The 19,508-nt window shown below is 68.5% G+C and carries 20 protein-coding genes and 1 pseudogene; 13 read left to right on the top strand and 8 right to left on the bottom strand.

Going from position 1 to position 19,508, the window contains the following annotated elements; translation table 11 throughout:
• Window positions 1–45: 45 nt before the first annotated feature.
• From ACOGXQ_RS13510 to ACOGXQ_RS13485, 6 genes and pseudogenes are all read left to right on the top strand, one after another.
• Window positions 46–225 (top strand): hypothetical protein, encoded by a 180-nt coding sequence (locus tag ACOGXQ_RS13510; RefSeq protein ID WP_419944162.1) that lies wholly within the window; start codon window positions 46–48, stop codon window positions 223–225.
• Between the two features lie 92 nt (window positions 226–317).
• Window positions 318–2,384: a threonine--tRNA ligase gene (thrS, locus tag ACOGXQ_RS13505; RefSeq protein WP_419944161.1), complete on the top strand. Its 2,067-nt coding sequence runs from the start codon at window positions 318–320 to the stop codon at window positions 2,382–2,384.
• A gap of 16 nt (window positions 2,385–2,400) precedes the next feature.
• Window positions 2,401–3,576, top strand: coding sequence for a zinc-dependent alcohol dehydrogenase (locus ACOGXQ_RS13500; protein WP_419944160.1), 1,176 nt, complete (start codon window positions 2,401–2,403; stop codon window positions 3,574–3,576).
• A gap of 233 nt (window positions 3,577–3,809) precedes the next feature.
• Window positions 3,810–3,980 (top strand): hypothetical protein, encoded by a 171-nt coding sequence (locus tag ACOGXQ_RS13495; RefSeq protein ID WP_419944159.1) that lies wholly within the window; start codon window positions 3,810–3,812, stop codon window positions 3,978–3,980.
• Complete coding sequence (locus tag ACOGXQ_RS13490) at window positions 3,977–4,378, top strand: PIN domain-containing protein (protein WP_419944158.1); 402 nt, start codon at window positions 3,977–3,979, stop codon at window positions 4,376–4,378. Before ACOGXQ_RS13495 ends, ACOGXQ_RS13490 begins: the two co-directional genes overlap by 4 nt.
• Window positions 4,379–4,477: 99 nt before the next feature.
• Window positions 4,478–4,636 (top strand): annotated as a pseudogene (locus ACOGXQ_RS13485) (aquaporin family protein); the annotation flags it as partial.
• 20 nt (window positions 4,637–4,656) lie between these two features.
• Here the strand turns inward: ACOGXQ_RS13485 and hemB are convergent.
• On the bottom strand, window positions 4,657–5,634 hold the full coding sequence (gene hemB, locus ACOGXQ_RS13480) for a porphobilinogen synthase (RefSeq protein ID WP_419944157.1): 978 nt from the start codon (window positions 5,632–5,634) through the stop codon (window positions 4,657–4,659).
• A 9-nt stretch (window positions 5,635–5,643) separates the two neighbouring features.
• Window positions 5,644–6,033, bottom strand: coding sequence for a hypothetical protein (locus ACOGXQ_RS13475; RefSeq protein ID WP_419944156.1), 390 nt, complete (start codon window positions 6,031–6,033; stop codon window positions 5,644–5,646).
• A gap of 194 nt (window positions 6,034–6,227) precedes the next feature.
• On the opposite strand from ACOGXQ_RS13475, the gene ACOGXQ_RS13470 reads away from it, so the two are divergent.
• Both ACOGXQ_RS13470 and ACOGXQ_RS13465 read left to right on the top strand, forming a co-directional pair.
• Window positions 6,228–6,764 (top strand): hypothetical protein, encoded by a 537-nt coding sequence (locus tag ACOGXQ_RS13470; RefSeq protein WP_419944155.1) that lies wholly within the window; start codon window positions 6,228–6,230, stop codon window positions 6,762–6,764.
• 6 nt (window positions 6,765–6,770) lie between these two features.
• Window positions 6,771–7,661, top strand: coding sequence for a DNA-formamidopyrimidine glycosylase family protein (locus tag ACOGXQ_RS13465; protein WP_419944154.1), 891 nt, complete (start codon window positions 6,771–6,773; stop codon window positions 7,659–7,661).
• 112 nt (window positions 7,662–7,773) lie between these two features.
• On the opposite strand, the gene ACOGXQ_RS13460 is transcribed toward ACOGXQ_RS13465, so the two are convergent.
• The gene (locus tag ACOGXQ_RS13460; RefSeq protein WP_419944153.1) at window positions 7,774–8,085 is read right to left on the bottom strand and encodes a hypothetical protein; all 312 of its coding nucleotides are present in this window, start codon (window positions 8,083–8,085) and stop codon (window positions 7,774–7,776) included.
• The gene (locus ACOGXQ_RS13455; protein WP_419944152.1) at window positions 8,082–8,297 is read right to left on the bottom strand and encodes a hypothetical protein; all 216 of its coding nucleotides are present in this window, start codon (window positions 8,295–8,297) and stop codon (window positions 8,082–8,084) included. Before ACOGXQ_RS13455 ends, ACOGXQ_RS13460 begins: the two co-directional genes overlap by 4 nt.
• Window positions 8,298–8,765: 468 nt before the next feature.
• Between ACOGXQ_RS13455 and ACOGXQ_RS13450 the strand changes: the two genes are divergently transcribed.
• The 5 genes from ACOGXQ_RS13450 (at window position 8,766) to ACOGXQ_RS13430 (ending at window position 11,852) form a co-directional block, all read left to right on the top strand.
• Window positions 8,766–9,434 (top strand): nitroreductase family protein, encoded by a 669-nt coding sequence (locus ACOGXQ_RS13450; RefSeq protein WP_419944151.1) that lies wholly within the window; start codon window positions 8,766–8,768, stop codon window positions 9,432–9,434.
• 1 nt (window position 9,435) lies between these two features.
• Window positions 9,436–10,233, top strand: a complete 798-nt coding sequence (locus ACOGXQ_RS13445; RefSeq protein ID WP_419944150.1) for an SDR family NAD(P)-dependent oxidoreductase — start codon at window positions 9,436–9,438, stop codon at window positions 10,231–10,233.
• 103 nt (window positions 10,234–10,336) lie between these two features.
• Window positions 10,337–11,125 carry an SDR family NAD(P)-dependent oxidoreductase gene (locus ACOGXQ_RS13440; protein WP_419944149.1) on the top strand — a complete coding sequence of 263 codons (789 nt, stop codon included), beginning with the start codon at window positions 10,337–10,339 and terminating at the stop codon, window positions 11,123–11,125.
• A gap of 110 nt (window positions 11,126–11,235) precedes the next feature.
• A complete protein-coding gene (locus ACOGXQ_RS13435; protein ID WP_419944148.1) occupies window positions 11,236–11,457 on the top strand; it encodes an antitoxin in 222 nt (73 codons plus the stop codon).
• Window positions 11,454–11,852 (top strand): TA system VapC family ribonuclease toxin, encoded by a 399-nt coding sequence (locus ACOGXQ_RS13430; RefSeq protein WP_419944147.1) that lies wholly within the window; start codon window positions 11,454–11,456, stop codon window positions 11,850–11,852. The genes ACOGXQ_RS13435 and ACOGXQ_RS13430 overlap by 4 nt, the downstream gene beginning before the upstream one ends.
• Before the next feature lie 90 nt (window positions 11,853–11,942).
• Here the strand turns inward: ACOGXQ_RS13430 and ACOGXQ_RS13425 are convergent, their stop codons facing one another.
• The 4 genes from ACOGXQ_RS13425 to ACOGXQ_RS13410 form a co-directional block, all read right to left on the bottom strand.
• On the bottom strand, window positions 11,943–13,646 hold the full coding sequence (locus ACOGXQ_RS13425) for an RNA polymerase sigma factor (RefSeq protein WP_419944146.1): 1,704 nt from the start codon (window positions 13,644–13,646) through the stop codon (window positions 11,943–11,945).
• A gap of 174 nt (window positions 13,647–13,820) precedes the next feature.
• Entirely contained in the window at window positions 13,821–14,405 is a 585-nt protein-coding gene (gene pyrE / locus ACOGXQ_RS13420; protein WP_419944145.1) for an orotate phosphoribosyltransferase, read from the bottom strand.
• A gap of 283 nt (window positions 14,406–14,688) precedes the next feature.
• Window positions 14,689–16,443, bottom strand: coding sequence for a cell wall-binding repeat-containing protein (locus ACOGXQ_RS13415; protein WP_419944144.1), 1,755 nt, complete (start codon window positions 16,441–16,443; stop codon window positions 14,689–14,691).
• A 30-nt stretch (window positions 16,444–16,473) separates the two neighbouring features.
• Complete coding sequence (locus ACOGXQ_RS13410) at window positions 16,474–19,221, bottom strand: cell wall-binding repeat-containing protein (RefSeq protein WP_419944143.1); 2,748 nt, start codon at window positions 19,219–19,221, stop codon at window positions 16,474–16,476.
• Between the last annotated feature and the right edge of the window lie 287 nt (window positions 19,222–19,508).

Raw genomic sequence — 19,508 nt, 5'->3', positions numbered from 1 at the left:
AACGCCCCCAGCGCAGCCTGTGCACCAGTTCATCCGGGAGTGTTCATGAGCGACGGTGATACGCGACGGGTCGATCAGAAGTCGCTTGAAGACCCGCACAAGATGATGGTCCCGTTCGCGAAGTTCAAGAGCTTCCAGTTCGCCGACAAGCTCTGGGTGCTCGGTGGGCTGCTGTTCCTGATCATTCTCATCAACATCGTGTTCTCCGGCGGGGGCGGGAGGTAGTTGCTGCGGCATGCCGCCCCCGAAGCCGCCCAAGAAAACCGTGCCGGTCCGATGAATCCGGTCTGGTAAGCCGGGTTCATGAGTGCAGTTCCATGAGCGACCTCAGCGAGGCCTCCGCAGCCGCGCCCGGCCCAGCCGCAATCAGCATCACGCTGCCCGATGGGCAGACCCGCGAGCTTCCCGCAGGCGCCACCGGCGCTGACCTCGCCGCGTCGCTGGGGCGGCGGGCCGCGAAGGATGCGCTGATCGCGGTGGCCGACGGTGTCGAGCTGGATCTCAACCGGCCCTTGCCCGACAGCGCATCGGTGTCGCTGGTGTTCCCGTCCACCGACGAGGGGCTCGAGGTGCTGCGCCATTCGACCGCGCATGTGCTGGCCCAAGCCGTGCTGCGGCTCTACTCGAGTGCCACGTTCTCGATCGGGCCGCCGATCACCGACGGCTTCTACTACGACTTCGACTTGGGGCTCGACGGCGGCGGGCGGCCGCGGACGTTCTCCGATGAGGATCTCGAAGCGATCGAGGCCGAGATGCGGGCGATCGTGAATGCCCGCCAGCCGTTCATCCGTGCCGAGGTGGACCGAGCCGTGGCCGATGAGCTGTTCGCCGACCATCCCTACAAGATCGAGATACTCGACGGCGAGGCCGACGACCCCGCGTCGGGGCCGGCTGGCGGGGTCATCACCACCTACCGCAACACCGACGAGTTCGTCGACCTGTGCCGCGGGCCGCACGTGCCTGACACCGGCCGGCTGGGCCACTTCAAGCTGATGCGCGTGGCGGGCGCGTACTGGCGCGGCGACGAGAACCGCCAGATGCTGCAGCGGGTCTACGGCACCGCGTGGGGTTCTGCCGCGGAGCTGAAGGCTCACCTGGAGCGGTTGGAGGAAGCCGCCAAGCGAGATCACCGGCGGCTGGTGACCGAGTTGGATTTGCTGAGCTTCCCCGCGGAACTGGGCGGCGGGCTGGCGGTCTGGCACCCGAAAGGCGCAGTGGTCCGCAAGCTCATGGAGGACTACAGCCGCGACCGCCACGAAGCGGGCGGCTACGAGTTCGTCTATACGCCGCATCTGGCCAACGCCCGGCTGTTCGAGACCTCCGGGCACCTGGACTTCTATGCCGAGGGCATGTACCCGCCGATGGAGATGGACAACGGCGTCTACTACCCCAAGCCGATGAACTGCCCGATGCACTGCCTGATCTTCAATCAGCGCCAGCGCTCGTACCGCGAGCTGCCCCTGCGGCTGTTCGAGCTGGGCACCGTCTACCGCTACGAGCGCTCGGGCACGCTGCACGGGCTGATGCGGATCCGGGGGTTCACCCAGGACGACAGTCACCTGTTCGTGGCGCCCTCCCAGCTGGCAGGCGAGATCGAAGGACTGCTCGACTTCGTGCTGTCGGTGCTGAGTGCGTTCGGCTTCGACGATTTCACCTTCAAGCTGTCCACGCAGGATCCCGACAAGTACGTGGGCGATGACGAGGGCTGGGAGCGGGCGACAGCGGCGCTGCGGTCCGCGCTGGATCGGCGCGGGCACGACTACACCGAGGCCGAGGGCGAGGCGGCCTTCTACGGGCCGAAGATCGACATCGACGTGACCGATGCGATCGGGCGCTCGTGGCAGCTGTCCACCATCCAGGTCGATTTCAACCTGCCCGAACGGTTCAACCTGCGCTACACCGGCGCCGACGGCGAGGTGCACCGGCCGATCATGATCCACCGGGCGCTGATGGGCGCGATCGAGCGGTTCTTCGGCGTGATGGTGGAGCAATACGCGGGTGCGTTCCCGCCTTGGCTGGCGCCCACCCAGGCGGTGGTGCTGGGCGTGCGGGCCGACCACGACTCGTTCGCCGAACAGGTGGTGGCGCGGCTGGCCGAGGCGGGCTTCCGGGCCGAGACCGTGCCGGCCGACGATCCGCTGGGGACACGCATCCGGCGGGCCAAGCTCGACAAGGTGCCCTACGTGCTGGTGGTGGGCGACGACGACGTGGCGGCGGGCACGGTGGGCGTGAACCCGCGAGGCCAGCCGGTGCGGCGTGATGTGCCGCTGGCGGAATTCATGGCGCAACTGGCCGGCGAGGTGGAGAGCAAAGCCACCGACGTCGGTGGCGCAGGCAGCACAGCCACCGATGTGAGTGCGGCCGCCGCCGATTCCGGCAGCTGAGGCTTGACGGGCGAGCGTGCAGGCACTGGTCTTCGAGCGCAATGAGTTGCGGTTCGCTGCAGCCATGGCGGCAGGCAAGCTGAAGCCGGGATCCGGTGCCGGCGTCGGTCCGCTCAAGCTGACCGACATCGACCCCCCGGAACTGCCCGGGCCCGGCTGGCAGTACGTGCGGCCGGCCCTGTCGGGCATCTGCGGGTCGGATCTGGCGACGGTGGACGGCAAGGTGTCCCGCTACTTCGAGCCGCTGGTGTCGTTCCCGTTCGTGCCCGGCCACGAGGTGGTCGGTCATACCGATGACGGCGCCCGGGTGGTGCTCGAGCCGGTGCTGGGCCACGAGGCGCACGGCTTCGCACCGCCGTGGCCCGATGCTGCGCCTGCCGATGGCGACGACTACGGCCACCTGATCGGTGGCGAGCTGAAGGCGGGCTTGCAGACCGGGTCGTGCGCCTCCACCGGGGGCGGCTGGTCGGAGATGTTCGCAGCGCACGAGTCGCAGCTGCATTCGCTGGGCTCGCTGGGACCCGAGGACCTGTCCGACGAGGCGGCGGTGATGATCGAGCCGACCGCGGCGGGCGTCCACGCCGCGCTGCGTTCGGGCGTGACCGAGGGCGGCACGGCAGCGGTGATCGGCGCCGGCACGATGGGCTTGGTGGCGGTGGCGGCGCTGCGGAAGCTGACCGGCGTGGCTGCGATCGTGGTGGGCGCCCGCTACAGCCACCAGCGCCGCCTGGCCCGCGAGCTCGGCGCCGACCTGGCCGTGTCGCCCGACGAACTGGGCCGAGCCGTGCGCCGCGCGGCAGGCACCCGTGTGATCGGCGAGACGCTCGGCTCGGGAACCCATGTGACGATCGACGCCGTGGCCTCGTCGCAGTCGCTGGCTGATGCCATCGCGGTCACCCGGCCCCGGGGTCGAGTGGTGGTGCTGGGCATGCCCGCCGACGTCGAGCTGAACCTCTCCGCGCTGTGGCACCGCGAGACCGAGCTGGTGGGTGCCTACTGCTATGGCACCGAACCGTCGCTGGACGGCGGCCACACGTTCGAGGCCGCTATCGGGCTGGTGCGCGACTGCGACCTGGGCCGCCTCGTGTCCGAGCTGTACCCGCTGGAGGAGTACCGGACGGCCTTGGAGCACGCCGCCAGCGCCGGCGCCCGAGGCTCAACCAAGATCGCCTTCGACCTCCGCGAGTCGTAGCGGCCAGCCTCGGCGGCGCCGGGGCAGCACGCGCACTCAGTTGGGCAGGCACCCCGAATCCGCCCCGCAAGAGACCTGTGGCGTCCGTTCAGTTTCAACCTGTGCATTGGTGATATAGCATGAGTAATGCTAAATCGAGTAACGCAAGGCGAAGTGAGGTGACCCGCAGCGTGCTTGAATCAACCATTACCTCGAAGGGGCAGACGACCTTGCCCCGCCGAGTTCGAGAGTGCTTGTCAGTTCAACCCGGCGACAAGGTGCGTTACCTCATCGATGGCGATGCAATCCGGATTGTCGCCGTGCGGCCGCTCAGTGAGCTGTTCGGCATGCTCCAGTACGACGGCCCACCGGTGACATTGGAGGAGATGGACGAGGCGATCGCCGAGGCAGCGACATCGGCGTGATCGCCATCGACACCAACGTGCTCGTTCGTTATCTCGTCAACGACGAGCCTGAGCAGTCTGCTGCTGCTCGCGACCTGCTGTCGGCGGCTTCTCGGCAGGAGCCGGTGTTCCTCTGCCGGGAGGTCGTTGTCGAGACGGTGTGGGTGCTCAAGCGGGCATACCAATTCAGCCGTGCCCAGATCGCCGAGGTGCTGATGGAGCTGGTTGCCGTCGACGGGCTCATCTTCGAAGCCCAAGACAACGTCGCCGAGGCTGCGGCTGCCTATCGGCGCGGAGGTGCCGGTTTCTCCGACTTGATGATCCTGGCCGCGGCGCGGTGCAACGACGCGCAGCCGTTGTTCACCTTCGACCGGCAACTCGCTGCGCTGGACGGCGCTGCGCTGCCAGATCACCGCTGAACCGCCGCGTCGAGAACCCTGATCTCGGAGCGAGCGCAGTGTTCGCCGCGGAGACAGGGTTCGTTCACCCGTAGCTGGCAGGCTGTCGCGGTGACGGCTCTGCGTGAGACCACGGCCAGTCGGCTGACTTCGGAGTTCGTCGGCACCGGATTTCTGCTGCTCAGCGTGGTGGGTTCGGGGATCATGGCCGAGCGGCTCAGCCCCGACGACGTCGGACTGCAGCTGCTGGAGAACTCGATGGCCGCGGCGGGAGCGCTGCTGTGGGTCGAGGGCCGCGGCTACCGCAGCGTCTCGGCGAACTCGCGTGCGAGGTAGGTGAGGATCAGGTCGGCGCCGGCGCGCTTGATGGCCGTGAGGTGCTCGACTGCCGTGGCATCCCCGTCGATCCAGCCGTTGGCGGCAGCCGCCTTGAGCATCGCGTACTCGCCCGACACGTGGTAGGCGGCCAGCGGCAGGTCGAAGCGGGCCCGAGCCGCAGCGATCACGTCGAGATACGCGAGGGCCGGCTTCACCATGATGATGTCGGCGCCCTCGGCGATGTCCAGCTCGATCTCGGCCATGGCCTCGCGGGCGTTGGAGGGATCCTGCTGGTAGCCCTTGCGGTCGCCACCGGTGATCGTCACGTCCACGGCGTCACGGAACGGCCCGTACTCGGCTGAGGCGTACTTCGCCGAGTAGGCCATGATCGGCAGGTTCTCGTGGCCGTTGACATCGAGCACTTGGCGGATCGCCCCGACCTGGCCGTCCATCATCCCCGACGGGCCCACCATGTCGGCGCCGGCTTCGGCTTGGGCCAGCGCCACCCGCTGGTACAGCTCGATCGTGGCGTCGTTGTCGACATCGCCGTCGTCGGTCACCACGCCGCAGTGGCCATGGTCGGTGTACTCGTCGAGGCACAGGTCGGCGATGATCGCCATCTCCGAGCCGTGGTCGTCTCGCAGGCTGCGCAGCGCCACCTGCACGACACCGTCGGGATTCCATGCCTCCGAGCCCACCGGGTCCTTGCGGGCGGGAAGCCCGAACAGGATGACGCCGTTGATGCCGAGGCTGGCCAGCTCGTTGACTTCCTTGCGCAGCGACTCCTGGGTGTGCTGCACGACGCCGGGCAGCGAGACGATCGGCTGGGGCTCGATGGCGTCCTCACGCACGAACAGCGGGGCGATGAGATCGCTGGGGGTGACGTTCGTCTCGGCGACGAGCCGGCGCAGGGCCGGGGTGCGACGCAGTCGGCGAAGGCGGCGAGCCGGGAAGGTCACCCCGCCATGCTATTGCGCTGCGGCGCCGGAAGAAGCTCCTGAAGGGGGCGCGAGTGCCGGCTGCGGCACTGTGGCGGGCGAGGCTGTCTCAATGCCCAGCTTGGCCTTGACCAGCGCCATGTCCGCCTTGACCAGCGCCATGTCCACCACCAACTGCATGAGCACTTGCTCAAAGCGATCCATGCGCTGCTCAAAGCGATCCATGCGCTGCTCAAAGCGATCCATGCGCTGCTCAAGACGATCCATGCGCGAATCAACACCGTCGATGCGCTTGTCAAGGCGATCTTCGAGTCGGTCAACGCGCTTGCCAAGCGAGCGGCAGCACAGCAGGCTGGCAGTGAGATTGAAGCTGAACAGCGTCACAACTGCAGCGAGAATGACAAATGAGTTCGCGTCCATCGGGCTTCCCTTCGGAACGGTAACAGGCGGGTATGCCGCCCTGAGTCCGGCGAACTGCCAGCGATAGGACTACGCGCAGCGATGCGCTGTGGCGCACCATAGTGACCGCAGCCGACTTGCCGCCATTGAATTTCGAATCCCGAGGCACACGGCCGGCGATGCGCTGGGCGCCGATCAGGACGTAGCGTCAGGACATGGCGACCGGCGCCAACGAGATCGGATCCGAGGCGTGGTGCGCGGCGATGTCCGAGGTGCTCGCGGGCGTGGAGCTGCCCGAGGTGCAGGCCACCGTGGAGCAGCGGATCGGCGACGGCAACGGCGGACCGATGGTTGCGTATCGCCTGGTGATCGAAGGTCGTCGCGTCCATCTGGAGCCGGTGCCCGTGCCCGACGGCGACAGCGTCGGCAGTCCCGATGGTCCTGAGGGCACTGAGGAAGCCGGAACAGCCGAGGGCGCCGACGATCGGATCGTGGTGATGAGCCAGTCCCGGGAAACCGCCGAGGCTGTGCGGCGGGGCGAGCTCGGTGCGCTGGCGGCGCTGCAGGCGGGCCTTATCAAGGTCAGCGGCGATGTGCGAGTGCTGATCGCGGCTGCGGACGCTCTCGCTCTGGTAGACGCGGCGCTGGGCGCAGCGCTCGCCGGAGAACAGGATGGGGCAGACAGCCGCCCCATCGACGGCAGCGATGATCCCGGCAATCCGAACGACGGCGCCGACGATGAGGATATCTGAGCCCCCGTGCCCGAGATTCCGGAAATCCGGGCGCACGCTGAACGACTCGATGCACTGGCGGCCGGCGAGGTGCTGAAGCGGTTCGAGCCACTGTCGTTCACCGCGCTCAAGACCGCCAGCCCGCAGCCAAATGACGCTGCCGGCTGGCCGCTGGCAGGCGTGGGGCAGCGGGCCAAGTACCTGCTGCTGCGGTTCGCTCCCCCGCGACATGGCGCCGTTGGCGGAACTGGTGATGCAACCGGCGAACTGACCTTCGTCACCCATCTGATGCAGGGCGGACGCCTGCGTGTGCTCGAACCGGGGGCCAAACGGCCACGACGGCCCCGCGACGGGCTGGCCCGCTTCGAGTTCGAGAGCGGGCTGGGACTGATGCTCACCGAGCCGGGCACGCAGAAGCGAGCCGGTGTGTGGGTGCTGGCCGACGACCCGGCCGAAGCTCCGCCGCTTGACGGATTGGGCCCCGAGGCCACCGAGGTGGACACCGCTGCGCTGGCCGGGTTGATGGCGGCTCATTCGATGCGCCTGCACAACTTCTTGCGCGACCAGCGGGTGATCTCGGGGCTCGGACGCCGGCTGGCCAACGAGATCTGCCACCGGGCCAAGCTGTCGCCGTTCGCACCGACCGGGCGAATGGATGCCCCCGGAGTCGAGGCGGTGGTGGCGGCCATCGGGGCTGTCGTCGACGAGTCGCTGGCCTTCGAGCGGGAACGTCCTGAGATGAGTCGCTCCGCCGATCGACCCGCGGCGGTACACGGCCGCACCGGCGAGCCGTGCCCAGCCTGCGCCGACGTCGTGCGGGCGGTCGAGTTTCGCGACTACACGGTCAACTACTGCGCCGGCTGCCAGACCAGCGGGCGGGTGCTGGCCGACAACACCACCAGCAAGTTCCTCCGCTAGCTGGGCGACACCAACAGCGCCATCAGGAGCACTCGAGGATCGTGACGATACACCGGCAACAGCTGTTCATACCAAGACTCAGCTGCAGGGCCAGCGGCCCCGGCGTCGTCGGTCACAATGACACTGCCTCGCGGGAACGTTCGCTCTCGACCTCACGCACTAGAGCATCACCGATGATCTCGACGGTTACGTCGAGCAACGTCTTCAGCGGCTCAGCGAACGTGTCTTCGTCAGAAGTACCGACATCCCACACCGCGAGCGCTTGCGACAGCAGCTGCTCCACCCGGTGCCGCTCATCGTCGGTGAGCATGAAACGGTCAAGTTGCGGATCGTGCAAATCCAGCGAATAGTCCCTACGAACCTCATTCCCGGATTGCGACGTGATCCGAGTATGCACCGCCAACTTTGCAGATGTGTCATTCATGTCCGGTCTCTCTCAAAGTGTGTCTCAACCTTGGCCGTCCGCTCAGTCAGGTCGCCGAGCCGATCCCTCAGCCCGTCGATGACGTCGGTCTGACGGTCGATCCGTTCTCCCATCTTGCTATAGACGCTCCAAGCGAAGCGCAACGCGCCGCCTCCGAGTCCGAGAGCAGTCGCGAATGCCGCTATGACGGAAGCGAGTTCAGCGCCGGTCATTGTCCTGGGCAGTGTCAGCGGCGCGGCAGCGACTGCATGGATGATCTGATCGGAGGTGTTAGCGATCGCTGATTTGCAAGCCACTGGTCCGTTTCGGGATTTGCGGTCTCGGTAGCTGCCACGTGTTCACCGTAGCTTCTTGTTCCATGTGAACCACAACCGTTTTTCGGCGGAGGCATTCTGCAGTGCCATCAACACCTGCAGATGTTGCGGCCATCTGACGCGACCAAGCCGCCCGGTGACCCGCGCCTTCACTCCTCGCCCACGTCTGTTCAGCCGCTGGACAGACACAGTTGGTGGCTGCCAGACCAGCGGGCGGGTGCTGGCCGACAACACCACCAGCAAATTCCTGCGCTGAGAGGCTGGCTGAGCGGCCTCGGGTACGTGTCACAGGCGCCGGTTAGGGTGCTGCCGGACATTTCCCAAGTCATCAACGCCCGCAACCCCGCCGGGCGCGAGGAGCACACAATGAGCGACAACGGAATCAGGCTGGGCCTTACGGCCGACGAAGTGCTGCAGACGACCCGGGCCGTGCGCAAGCGGCTCGACTTCGACCGGCCGGTGCCCGACTCGGTGCTGCGCGAATGCGTCGAGATCGCCGTGCAGGCGCCGACCGGCTCGAACATGCAGGGCTGGCACTTCGTGTTCGTTACCGAGCGCGACAAGATCGAGGCCATCGCGGCGCTGTACAAGAAGGGCTTCGACGCCTACCGCAACAGCCCCATGTACGCGGGCCGGGTGGGGACCGGCTTGGGCGCCCAGCGCGAGGCGCAGCAGGCACGGGTGACGTCGTCCGCGGAGTTCTTGTCGGAGAACATGGGACGCAGCCCGGTCCTGTTCCTGCCCTGCATCACCGGCCGCACCGACGATGCCCGCATGATGGTGGGCCAGGCCGGCTCGATCATCCCGGCGGCGTGGAGCTTCATGCTGGCCGCCCGCGAGCGAGGTCTGGGCACGTGCTGGACGACGCTGCACCTCGGCTACGAGAAGGAATCAGCGGAGATCCTGGGCATCCCCTACGACACGGTACGGCAGTACGCGCTGAGCCCGGTGGCCTACACCGTGGGCACCGACTTCAAGCTGGCCGCCCGGACCGATCTCGACTCGGTGATGAGCTGGAACACCTGGAGCCGCTGAGATGGCAGAGCAAGCACCGGCTGGCCCCTCGAACGCAGCGCTGTTCGACCTGTCGGGTCGGGTGGCGGCGGTCACCGGCGGCTCGCGGGGGCTGGGACGCGAGATGGTGCTCGCGTTCGCCCGGGCCGGCGCGGATGTGGTGATCGCGTCGCGCAAGCTCGACAACTGCGAGGCGCTGGCCAAAGAAGTCGAGGCAGAGACCAACCAGCGGGCGCTGGCGGTGCAGTGCCACGTCGGCTACTGGGATCAGAATGACGAGCTGTGCCGACGGGTCTACGACGAGTTCGGCCACTGCGAGGTGCTGGTGAACAATGCCGGGCTGTCGCCGCTGTACCCGTCGCTGTACGAGGTGTCCGAGGCGCTGTTCGACAAGGTCATCGACGTGAACCTCAAGGGGCCGTTCCGGGCCACGGCGGTGTTCGGCAAGCGCATGTACGAAGCCGGCGGCGGCTCGATCATCAACGTCAGCTCGGTGGCGGCCGTGGCGCCCTCCCCGAACGAGACGGCCTACGGGGCGGCCAAGGCGGGCATCCACGCCATCACGCAGTCGTTCGCCCGCGAGTACGCCCCCCGGGTGCGAGTGAACTGCATCATGCCCGGACCGTTCCTCACCGACATCTCCAAGGCGTGGGACATGGACGCCTTCAACGAGCGGGCTGCCAACGACATCGCGCTGGCACGGGGCGGCGAGGCCGACGAGGTGGTGGGCGCTGCGCTCTACTTCGCCTCGGAGGCGTCGAGCTACACGACGGGCTCGGTGCTCAAGATCGACGGCGGCACGGCCTGGCAGACCGGCTGAGCAGCCCGGCTGAGCAGCCCGGCTGAGCAGCCGGCCGCACGCCGCAGCCAACGAGGCACAGCACAACTGGACCGACACAACGGGTATCAACGAGGAGTCAGCAATGGCAACAACGAAGCGACTGTCGGCGCTGAGCCGGTCGATCGAAGGGCGCGTGACCCTGATCACCGGGGCCGGCATGGGCCAAGGACGTGCGACGGCGCACGTGTTCGCCGACGAGGGCGCTCATGTGGCGGTGACCGACCTGCGCCAGGCCGACGTGGACGCCGTGGTGGCCGAGATCGACGACGCCGGCGGCTCGGCAGCGGGCTGGACGATGGACGTGGCCAACCGCGACCGGGTCAACCAGGTCGCCGCCGAGGTGGCCGAGCGGTTCGGCGGCATCGACCATCTCATCAACAACGCCGGCATCTCACGGTTCTCGCCGATCGACGACGAGGGCTATGAGGACAACTGGGCGATCTCGCTCGAGGTGCTGTTGACAGCCCACACCTACACCGTGCGGGCGGCCCTGCCGTACCTGCGCCAGTCCGACGCGGCCCGCATCGTGAACATCGCATCCACCGAGGGCTGGGGCGCCACCAAGTTCGGCTCGCCGTACACGGCCGCCAAGCACGGCGTGATCGGCCTCACCAAGTCGCTGGCGGTCGAGCTCGGACGCGAGGCCATCACGGTCAACTGCATCTGCCCCGGCCCGATCCGCACGGCCATGACGGCAGAGATCTCCGAGGAGCACAAGACCATCTTCGCCAAGCGCCGCACAGCGCTCGGCCGCTACGCCGAGCCCGAGGAAGTGGCCCACGGCACCCTCAACTTCTGCCTGCCCGCCAGCCAGTACATGACCGGCGCGGTCCTCCCCGTAGACGGCGGCCTCCTCATCAAGAACGCTTGACCCGCTCTGGCGTCCGCCCAGCCCTGAGCGAGCGCGGGCCGAGTCAGGCACTGTGCGGGTGCGAAATTGGTTTGACCGGCATTATTGCATCATGATGATATGATGCAATAATGCGAACAACGATCGATCTGCCAGAGGATCTGCACGCGGTTGCCCGGGAGATGGCGCACCAGCAGCACAAGTCGCTGAGTCAAGTCGTTTGTGAACTGATCCGGCTCGCACTCGACCCCATCGACGCGTCGACGATTCCGGCGCCGGCCGGCGGCCTGCCCACCATCCAGATCGGCCGAGTCGTCACCGCCGAAGACGTCAGGTCGCTGGAGGACGAGTGACCTCAGCACTGGCCGACGCCAACGTGCTCATTGCCCTGACTGTCGAAGATCATGTGCATCATCGCCAGGCGCGAACGTGGTTCGAGGGCCACGCAGACGAATTGGCCACCTGCCCGATCACCCAAGGCGCGCTGCTGAGATTCCTCATCCGCGAAGGTGTCGGCCCGCGCGACGCACTCGGCGCGCTGCGGCAGGTTCAGGCGCTGCCCCAGCACGTCTTCTGGCCCGACGAGATCGAATTCGACGCGACGGTGCTCGCCAGTGTGATCGGACACCGCCAGGTCACGGACGCCTATCTCGCCGCACTGACTCGGCACTTCGGCGGCCGGCTCGTGACGATTGATCGTGGACTCGCCGCGCAACATCCCGAGACCGTCCAGCTCATCGAGGTCTGATCGTCCCAGACAGCAGCCGCGCATGGCGCGTGCCGCGGCAGCGTCACAACCAGCCGGGCGGCAATCGCGCTGGGCTTGCTGGCGCTGGGGTTACTGGGTGAGGGTGATGGAGAGGGAGGCGGGCATGCCGTCGGCGTCAAGGGTGAGCGTGCCCGAGATGGTGCCTCGTTCGGCCAGCGGCAGCGACTCGGTGCCGGTGGCGGTGAAGAAGCCGGTCATGGCCAGCGAGCCGTCGTCGTTCGCCGTGCCGCGGGCGGCCAGGCGCATCTCGGCGGATGCACCGTCGTCGCCGGGGGCGAAGACCAGCAGGGCGCTGAAGCGGCGCTCGTCGACCGCCGGGTCGGCAGCCTCGAGCGACGCCGAGCTGGGCGAGATCACCGCAACCGACTCGTTGGCGGTGACGGTCTCGCTGGTCTCTTCGCCGCCGTCGACGATCGTGGTAGTGGTCGTCACCGTCAGCGACATGGAACCGACCACGTCGTATCGGTCGGCGCCCGACGGCGTGAACGTCAGCTGGGCAGCCTCCACGCTGCTGCTGTCGCTCACCGCGATCTCGGGATCGGGATTGATGACCACCTCGGTCGCGACTCTCGTCTCGATGGCCTCCGGCGGGTCCTCGGCCGCCGTCTCGGACACCTGAGCGTCGTCATCGGCCGCAGGAGCGGCAACGACGGAAGCGGTCGAGGCAGAAGACGCAGAAGACGCAGAAACCGAGGCTTCGACCGCCTGCGCAGAAACCGAGGCTTCGACCGCCTGTGGCGCTGCTTCAGGCTCGGGAACAGACTCGGGCGCCGCCTCCACGGCAGCAGGCGCTGGCACAGCAGAGTCCTCCGCCGCAGCCGGATCGATCTCATCGGCAACACCGGCCTCCGGTGGCGCGGCGGGCACCGAGACAGGTGCATCGGGCATCGGCACGTCGACAGCGAACGGCGTCAGCACGCCCATGACCGAGTCCGGCAGGACCCGGTCGGTCGCACGGTGCACCGGCGAATCGACGGTCGGCGTTATCACTGCGGTAGCGAGTCCGAACCCGACCGCAGCCTTGGTCATCACCGGAACGCCGGTCGCCGCCGCGTTCGTGGCCGCAGCAGCCGCACGCGATGCCACCGGAGCAGCCTCGGCCAGCACCGGCATGACCGAGTTCAACGCGGCACGGCCGCCACCGGGCGAGGATTGGCTCGTCACCGCCGCGGCGGCACGCTCGCCACGGCGCAGCAGCCCGATCAAGGCCACCGGCGCGGCGGCTGCCAGCTTGAGCGCAGCCCTCACAGCGTTGCGGGCCCGTGACACCCGTGCCCGGGCGTTCTCCTCAGACACACCTGCCTTGGCAGCGACCTCTTCGTAGCTGAGCTCCTCGACGAAGCGCAGCATCAGTGCCTCGCGGTACTGCTCGGACAGGCTGTCCACGGCGTCCATCAGCGCGGCGTCGTCGAGGTCGAGGCCGAGCTCGCCCTCGGTGGTCGCCGACGGCTTCAGTGCCTTGTCGTTCGATGCGAACCGCTCGGTCTTCTCGTTCTCACGCCGCAGGCGGTTGCCTTCGTCACTGCAGACATTCGACAGGATGCGGTGCAGCCACGGCCCCACCAAGTAGCTGCCGTTGAAGCGCGGCATGGCACGCAGCGCCCGCACGAGTGCCTCCTGCACCGCGTCTTCTGCCGCCTCGGGGCAACCGAGCTTGCGGCGCGCGTGACCGAGCAGTTGTGGCCGGTACTCACGCACCAACTCGGCGAACGCTTCGTCGTCGCCGGCCTGGTATGCGAGGACCAGATCTCGATCCTCAAGTTGAAGTGCCATCGCACTCACGCACACAAACAGCGGGAACGCCGTCGCTCCCGTCAGTCACGATGCTACCGCAGCCCCCAACAGGTCTCGTCGTCACATCTCCAGCAGTTCTGAAGTTGCAGTCAATTCGCACAATTCGCACATCAGCCGCAATGCTGCGGGGTCGCAGCAAACCGGCGGGCTGGCTCAGCCGACAGCGAGGTCGGCGGTCTCGGCGCCGATGGCGGGGATGCCCATCTCCTCGTAGGTGGCCATCGGGAAATAGGGCACGCCCTGCTCGTCGAAGGAGCGGCGTGCGTCGTCGCCCCGGTCGGCCAGCGTGACGGCGGCCACTACCTGCGCTCCGGTTGCCTGAACGCTCTCATAGGCCTGCAGGATCGAGCCGCCCGTGGTCACCACATCGTCGATCAGCAGCACCCGGTGACCTTCGCCGATCCGGGTGCCCTCGACCAAGCGGTTCGTCCCTCGCCCCTTGGCTTCCTTGCGCACGATGAACCAGCTTGCACCGCTCACTACCGCTATGGCGGCGCACAGCGCATCGGCACCCAGGGTCAGCCCGCCGACGGCGTCGAACTCGACTCCCGCGCCGGTCACCCGCTCGTCGACGGCCTCGGCCGCCAGGCGCAGGTCGTCGCCGGCGCCCAGCGCCGCTTTGCCGTCGATGAAGTAGCGGGAGATGTTGCCCGACGCGAGCTGCACCGGCTCGGGAAGCTCCGTGAGCCCTTGGGTCCGCAGAATCTCCAGCAGCCTCTCGCTTCGGCCCGTCGTCATTGGCGTGCCCGCCCCTTCTCGCCTGCTCGCGTCCTGCCGCCGCCTTCCTCGGCAGAGCCTACGGCAGTGCCTCGCTGCGCCGCCGGATGCCGTCACGTCTTGCGCCGTGACGCGGAACCTCGGTCAGCGCGAAATGAGCTTGGCCGGCCGAATCGCATCTCTGACCATCTCTGATCGTCCCAAACGGACCCTTCGCGGTTCTGTGGGATAATGGGCCAGCGATGTCGAGCGGGGTTCTCGACGCCGATCTCTGGCTGCTCGCTCTGGCTGCTCGGAACTGTGGTTACTCGCCGAGGTCGCCGGCTATCAGCGCGATCACGTCTTCGGCGGGCACCAGCAAGCTGAGCGCGCCGAGGGCCGTGCCATTGCTGACGGAGATTCGCAGCAGTGTCGCGACGCCGACAACCTCCTGGCGGTCGTTCAGCACCGGGCCGCCGCTGTTGCCGAGCGCTATCGGCGTGTCGGTATTGATCCATGTCAGGCCATCCAGCTGCTGGGTGCCCGAATAACGGCCGGTGGTGAGGGTGAGCGTGGCGCCGCCCACTCGCGGGTAGCCCAGCGCCGTGATGGTCTCGCCGACTCGAAGCGCCTCAGTGGAAAGAGCAAGCGTGCGATTGGCGGCGATGTCAGGATCGGTCACCAGCAGAGCGAGGTCACGCGCGGGCGCAGACCGCTTGAGCGCCACTGGCATCTCGCGTGTCGGTTCCTGTTCGAAGGTGCCGCCCAGCGACGCCCGGATGCGACGGCACGGCCTTCCCGGATCGGCCTCGACGACGTGATAGTTCGTCACGATCGTGCGGCCGTCGTCGACGAAGAAGCCGGAGCCGATCTTGATCGGGCGACCCGAGATGTCAAGGCATTCGACCCGCACCACCGCAGGGGCAAGCTGGGTCCAGTTCAATTCCCCGGTGGCGCCGTCCGGGTCGCCGGTGCTTGCCGATATGCCAGTGGACACCGCCAGGATCGCCGCTGACGAGATGACTGACGACGGGCCGATGCCGGTCACCGACGCCTCGGCGCCGGCGCCGATGGCCAGTGCCCAGTCGCGTCCGAACTCTGCGAGCGCCTCGGGCACTGGGCTGTTCGGATCAGGCGCCAGCAGCAGCGGCTGGCAGGGACCCCGCACGGCGCCGGCGGCCAGTCCGCCGAACGGGATCGTCCCGCTGGCAACCGCCACATCGGTGACGGGGTGGCAGCCCGCGGTGCTGAATGCCCGCCGAGCGATCTCGGCGGCGGTCTCGTAGCGGTCAGCGCCGGCAACGCGGCTGGTGTCGATGCCGAACGCCTTGATCTCGGCCTCGACCTCAGCGGACACGGCGGCCATCCCACCGAGGATCGTCACCGATTCGACCGTCCGGTCCTCGTCGGTGAGAAAGCGGCGCGCCTGGGGATGCAGTTCGTCCGGCGGAGTGAGGATGAGCGGAGTGCCCTTGCTGACATTGGGCGCGGCGGCGATGGCGTCGGCGAAGTTGCGCCCCGACGCCACATGCACCGTGCTGAGCGTGTCGGGGGCGAACACGCTCGCTGCCCGCCGGGCGGTCTCGTAGCGGTCGGCGCCGGCAATGCGATCCACCTCGTAGCCCATGGCCCGCAGGGTGTCCGCCACGCTTTCGGAGACGGCAGCGCTGCCGCCCAGGATGATCACCTTGGCCTTGGGGTGCGATACGCACGGCGCGAGATACAGCCGGGTGATGGCCGGCAGGAAAGCCTGCTTGGTCAGCAGCAGCGGCCGGTCCAGCGCTGCACCCGCAAGCGCGTCGGGCCAGTTCTCGCCCGACGCCAGCGCCACGCTGTGCGAGCCCGCTTCGGTGCTGCACAGAACGCCGGCCACATTGACAGCGATGTCGTACACGCTGGAACCGGCGACCCGTTGAGCCGTGATGTCCGCGCTCTGCGCGGCCGCCGGCCTCGGGGCGAGCACCACTGAGCCGGCCAGCACGGCAGCAGCCAAGCCGAGAGAGAACGGCCGGCGGCGGTGCCGTGCTCGGCGGGCGGGCGAATTCAGGCCGCGGTTGCGCCGACCCAAGGTGTGACTCATGTCTGCTTCGCCCTTCCGGCCACCGGGATTTTATGGCTCAGCGTTGACGTAGGCATCGACTCGCCAGACGATCGTGTCGTCGTCGTTGCCGATGCCGTTCACGCCGATGCTCGCCACGAAACCTCCGGCGCCGTAACCGCCATCGGCCAAGCCGGCTGCGGCGGCCCCTGCCACGAGGCCCGGCGGTTCGGAAGGCCGGGAGCCGTAAAGCGCGCGCAGCCACGACCCCGACCGCAGGGCGCTCATGCCCCGCAGCTCCCAGCGGTCCGCGACGAAGCGCGCCTCGCCCTCGGCAATGCCTGACACCGTGCCTGATTCGGTCTCCAGCGACCACAGAGCACTGAACAGATCGAGCGCCTCCGCGCCGAGTCCCCGCACGATCTCCACCGACACGAACGCCTCGCGCGCCTGCTGGCGCTGCGGCGGCAGATGTGCGAAGACGCCGGGGTCACGGCTGCGGAACGCCAGCCTGGTCGTGCCGCCGGTGGGCGGGCGGGCGCCGCTGGGCACCCCGCTCGACACCGGCTCGGCCGCCTCCACCACGTCGGTCAGCCGGAACTGCCGGTTGGCGTTGGCCGCCACGGTCACTGCCCGTGAAGTGCGCCCGTAGGGGCCGACGGCCCGGACGTAGTTGGCATCGGTCTCGGACAGCGCAGCCGCCACGCATCCCGGGCTCGTCGGCTTGGGCATGCGCCGCACCCCGTCCGCGTCGCCCCGATACCAGCCCAGGACGGTGAGATCGGCCTCGAGCACCGGAGGCGTGTCGGGCGAGGTCTCGACCACCAGCCAGCGTGCATCGCCGTAGGTGCCGCGCGGGAAGCACAGCCAGTCCTGGCCCGCGCCGAACGAGCTGTCGGCGGCGCCGGTGATCGCTCCGTCGGCGCCGCCCCGATGGAAGACGGTGCCGTCGAACCTGAGCTTGCTCGCGAACGCCCCCAGGCCCCGCTTGGCAGCGGGGGCTTTCTCGATCCGATCCGGATCATCGTGATGCGGCGCAAAGGCCCCCACCAGGACCGGCGCCTCAGGCTCGGCGTCGGGCGTCAAGCGCCCGCTCACCAGCGCCGACGCCTGCGCGAGCACATCGGCAGTGATGACGGCCTCGCCGCCGAATGCCAGCACCATCCCGGGTGCGAAGCACAGCCCGGAGTTCACCGCGGCGGCATACGCCCCGCCGTCGTCGGCGCCCGAGCCGCCCGCGTCGATGCCGCCGACTGCCTGCGAGCACGGCCGGCCTGCCACGAAGATGTCGCGCAGGAACTTCGCCACCGGCGCCGGCAATTCGTCGGCGCCCGCAGGCACGAGCAGCATGGGCACTGCCGCATGTGCGGGCCTTGGCGCCGCCGTGGAGTCGGCGCCCGAAGCCGGTCGCCGTGCCGACGCTGCCAGACCCGGCTCGGGCGCATCGAGCGGACCCACCAAGCGCTCGGTGACGTACGGGAACGTGGCCGGGGACGGCGCCGTGGCCGCACCGCAGAATGCACCGGCGCTCAGCGCATCGGGCCAGCCTCGGGCGCGCTGGCTCTCGTCGCTCAATGCAGCCAGGCACACCGATGACCGGGCGAAGTGGTCGCCAGTCCGGGTGGGCCACCAGCCGCCGAAGATCTTGGCCATCTCCACACTGGTCTCATGCCGGTCAGCGCCCGCCACCCGGCGCATCTCGGCCCGAGCGATCTGCGCAGCCAGATCTGCCACCGCCTCGGGCACCTGCGAGGTGTCGCCCAGCACAATCAGGTTCTCCATGTCGAGCAGGCTCAGCGCCACGGCGGTCTCTTCGGGCAGCTCGTCGCTGCCGTCGTGCAGCAGCACCGGCACCTGCCAGAAGCTGGTCCACCAGCCGGCAGCCAATGCGTCGAGCGGCTTGGCGAGCACGACGGTTCGGCCCAGCAGCTCGCACTTGCTGGCCCGCTCGCGCCACTCCACCACCGAGTTGGCGTAGAAGGCCGGCACCGCGCTGCCGTCGGCTGCCGAAGGGTCGTCGCACCCCGCAGCACTGCGGGGTATCGACTGAGTGCCCAGCGACTGGGCCACAGCAGCAGCCGTGCTGTAACGGGTCTCGCCGCTCACCCGGAACACCTCGCTGTAGCCGATGGAGACGAGCTCCTGCTCGATCTCGACGGGCACCGCCGCGGGTCCGCCCACGATGATGGCCTGGCGGGCGGCGTTGCAGCCGCCGGTGCGCAGGTCTTGCGCGGCGAACCGGGCGGCGTGATGCAGCGAACCGGCGCCGTCGCGGGCGGACTCGGTCAGCAGGATGGGCGCTGCGAACGTGTCGACCCGGGCGAAGCCGCCGATGGGGTCGAACAGGGGGTCGCTGGCGGCGACGCGCCGGAGGTACGGCTCGCTGGAGCGGCCGGTGGAGTCAGACAGCGAGGCGGCGGTGACTGCATCGGCGGGCACGTCGGAGGCCGCCACGATGATGGATCGGGGGCACAGCTCCAGCCCCCACCAGCCATCGGCCGCGCCCAGGCTGCGGCCGCCGCCGGAGGTGGCATCGGCAGTGTCGAACGGGTAGCCGCCCGAGCCCCGCGAGGCGAGCGACACGGCCAGTGCGGTCTGGTGCCGGTCGGGACCCCACATGCGCACCGCGTTCGGCCAGCCCTCCAGCTCTGGCTGAGCCAGGAACGACTGCGGCCATTGCCGTGGCGAGACCGGACCCTCTTCCTCCCCGGCGGCGCCCTGGCCCCCGGCGCGGGGCACGGCCAGCAGCGATGCCGCCGTCAGTCCTGCGGCCAGCGCCGCCGCCCATCGAGCCCGCCGGGGCAGTCGCTTCAACGTCACCGCCCGACAGTCTGTCGCACCGCTGTCCAGCCCTGGTGCTCACCAGCCCTAATCTCCGCGAGGTCGTCGGCCGAGCCGTTCGCGGCCTCTCGCACATCGGGCAAAATTCCCCTATGACACGGTGACGACGGCCGTTACACTGGTCTTGTTCCGTGTACTTCCGTGTACCGCGTACTTCGGATAGGCGGAACAGCAGGTTGGTCTCATCACGTGCGCTGGACATGCACCAGCGTCGAGATGAGCCCTTCAACCGGTCGGCGCTGTCACAAACCGCGGCGACGCGGGGT

The organism is Candidatus Poriferisodalis sp., from assembly GCF_965208485.1.
Taxonomy (GTDB): Bacteria; Actinomycetota; Acidimicrobiia; order Acidimicrobiales; family Poriferisodalaceae; genus Poriferisodalis.
The sequence above is the reverse complement of the archived record's forward strand: the minus strand, read 5'-3'. Positions and strand labels throughout refer to the sequence as shown.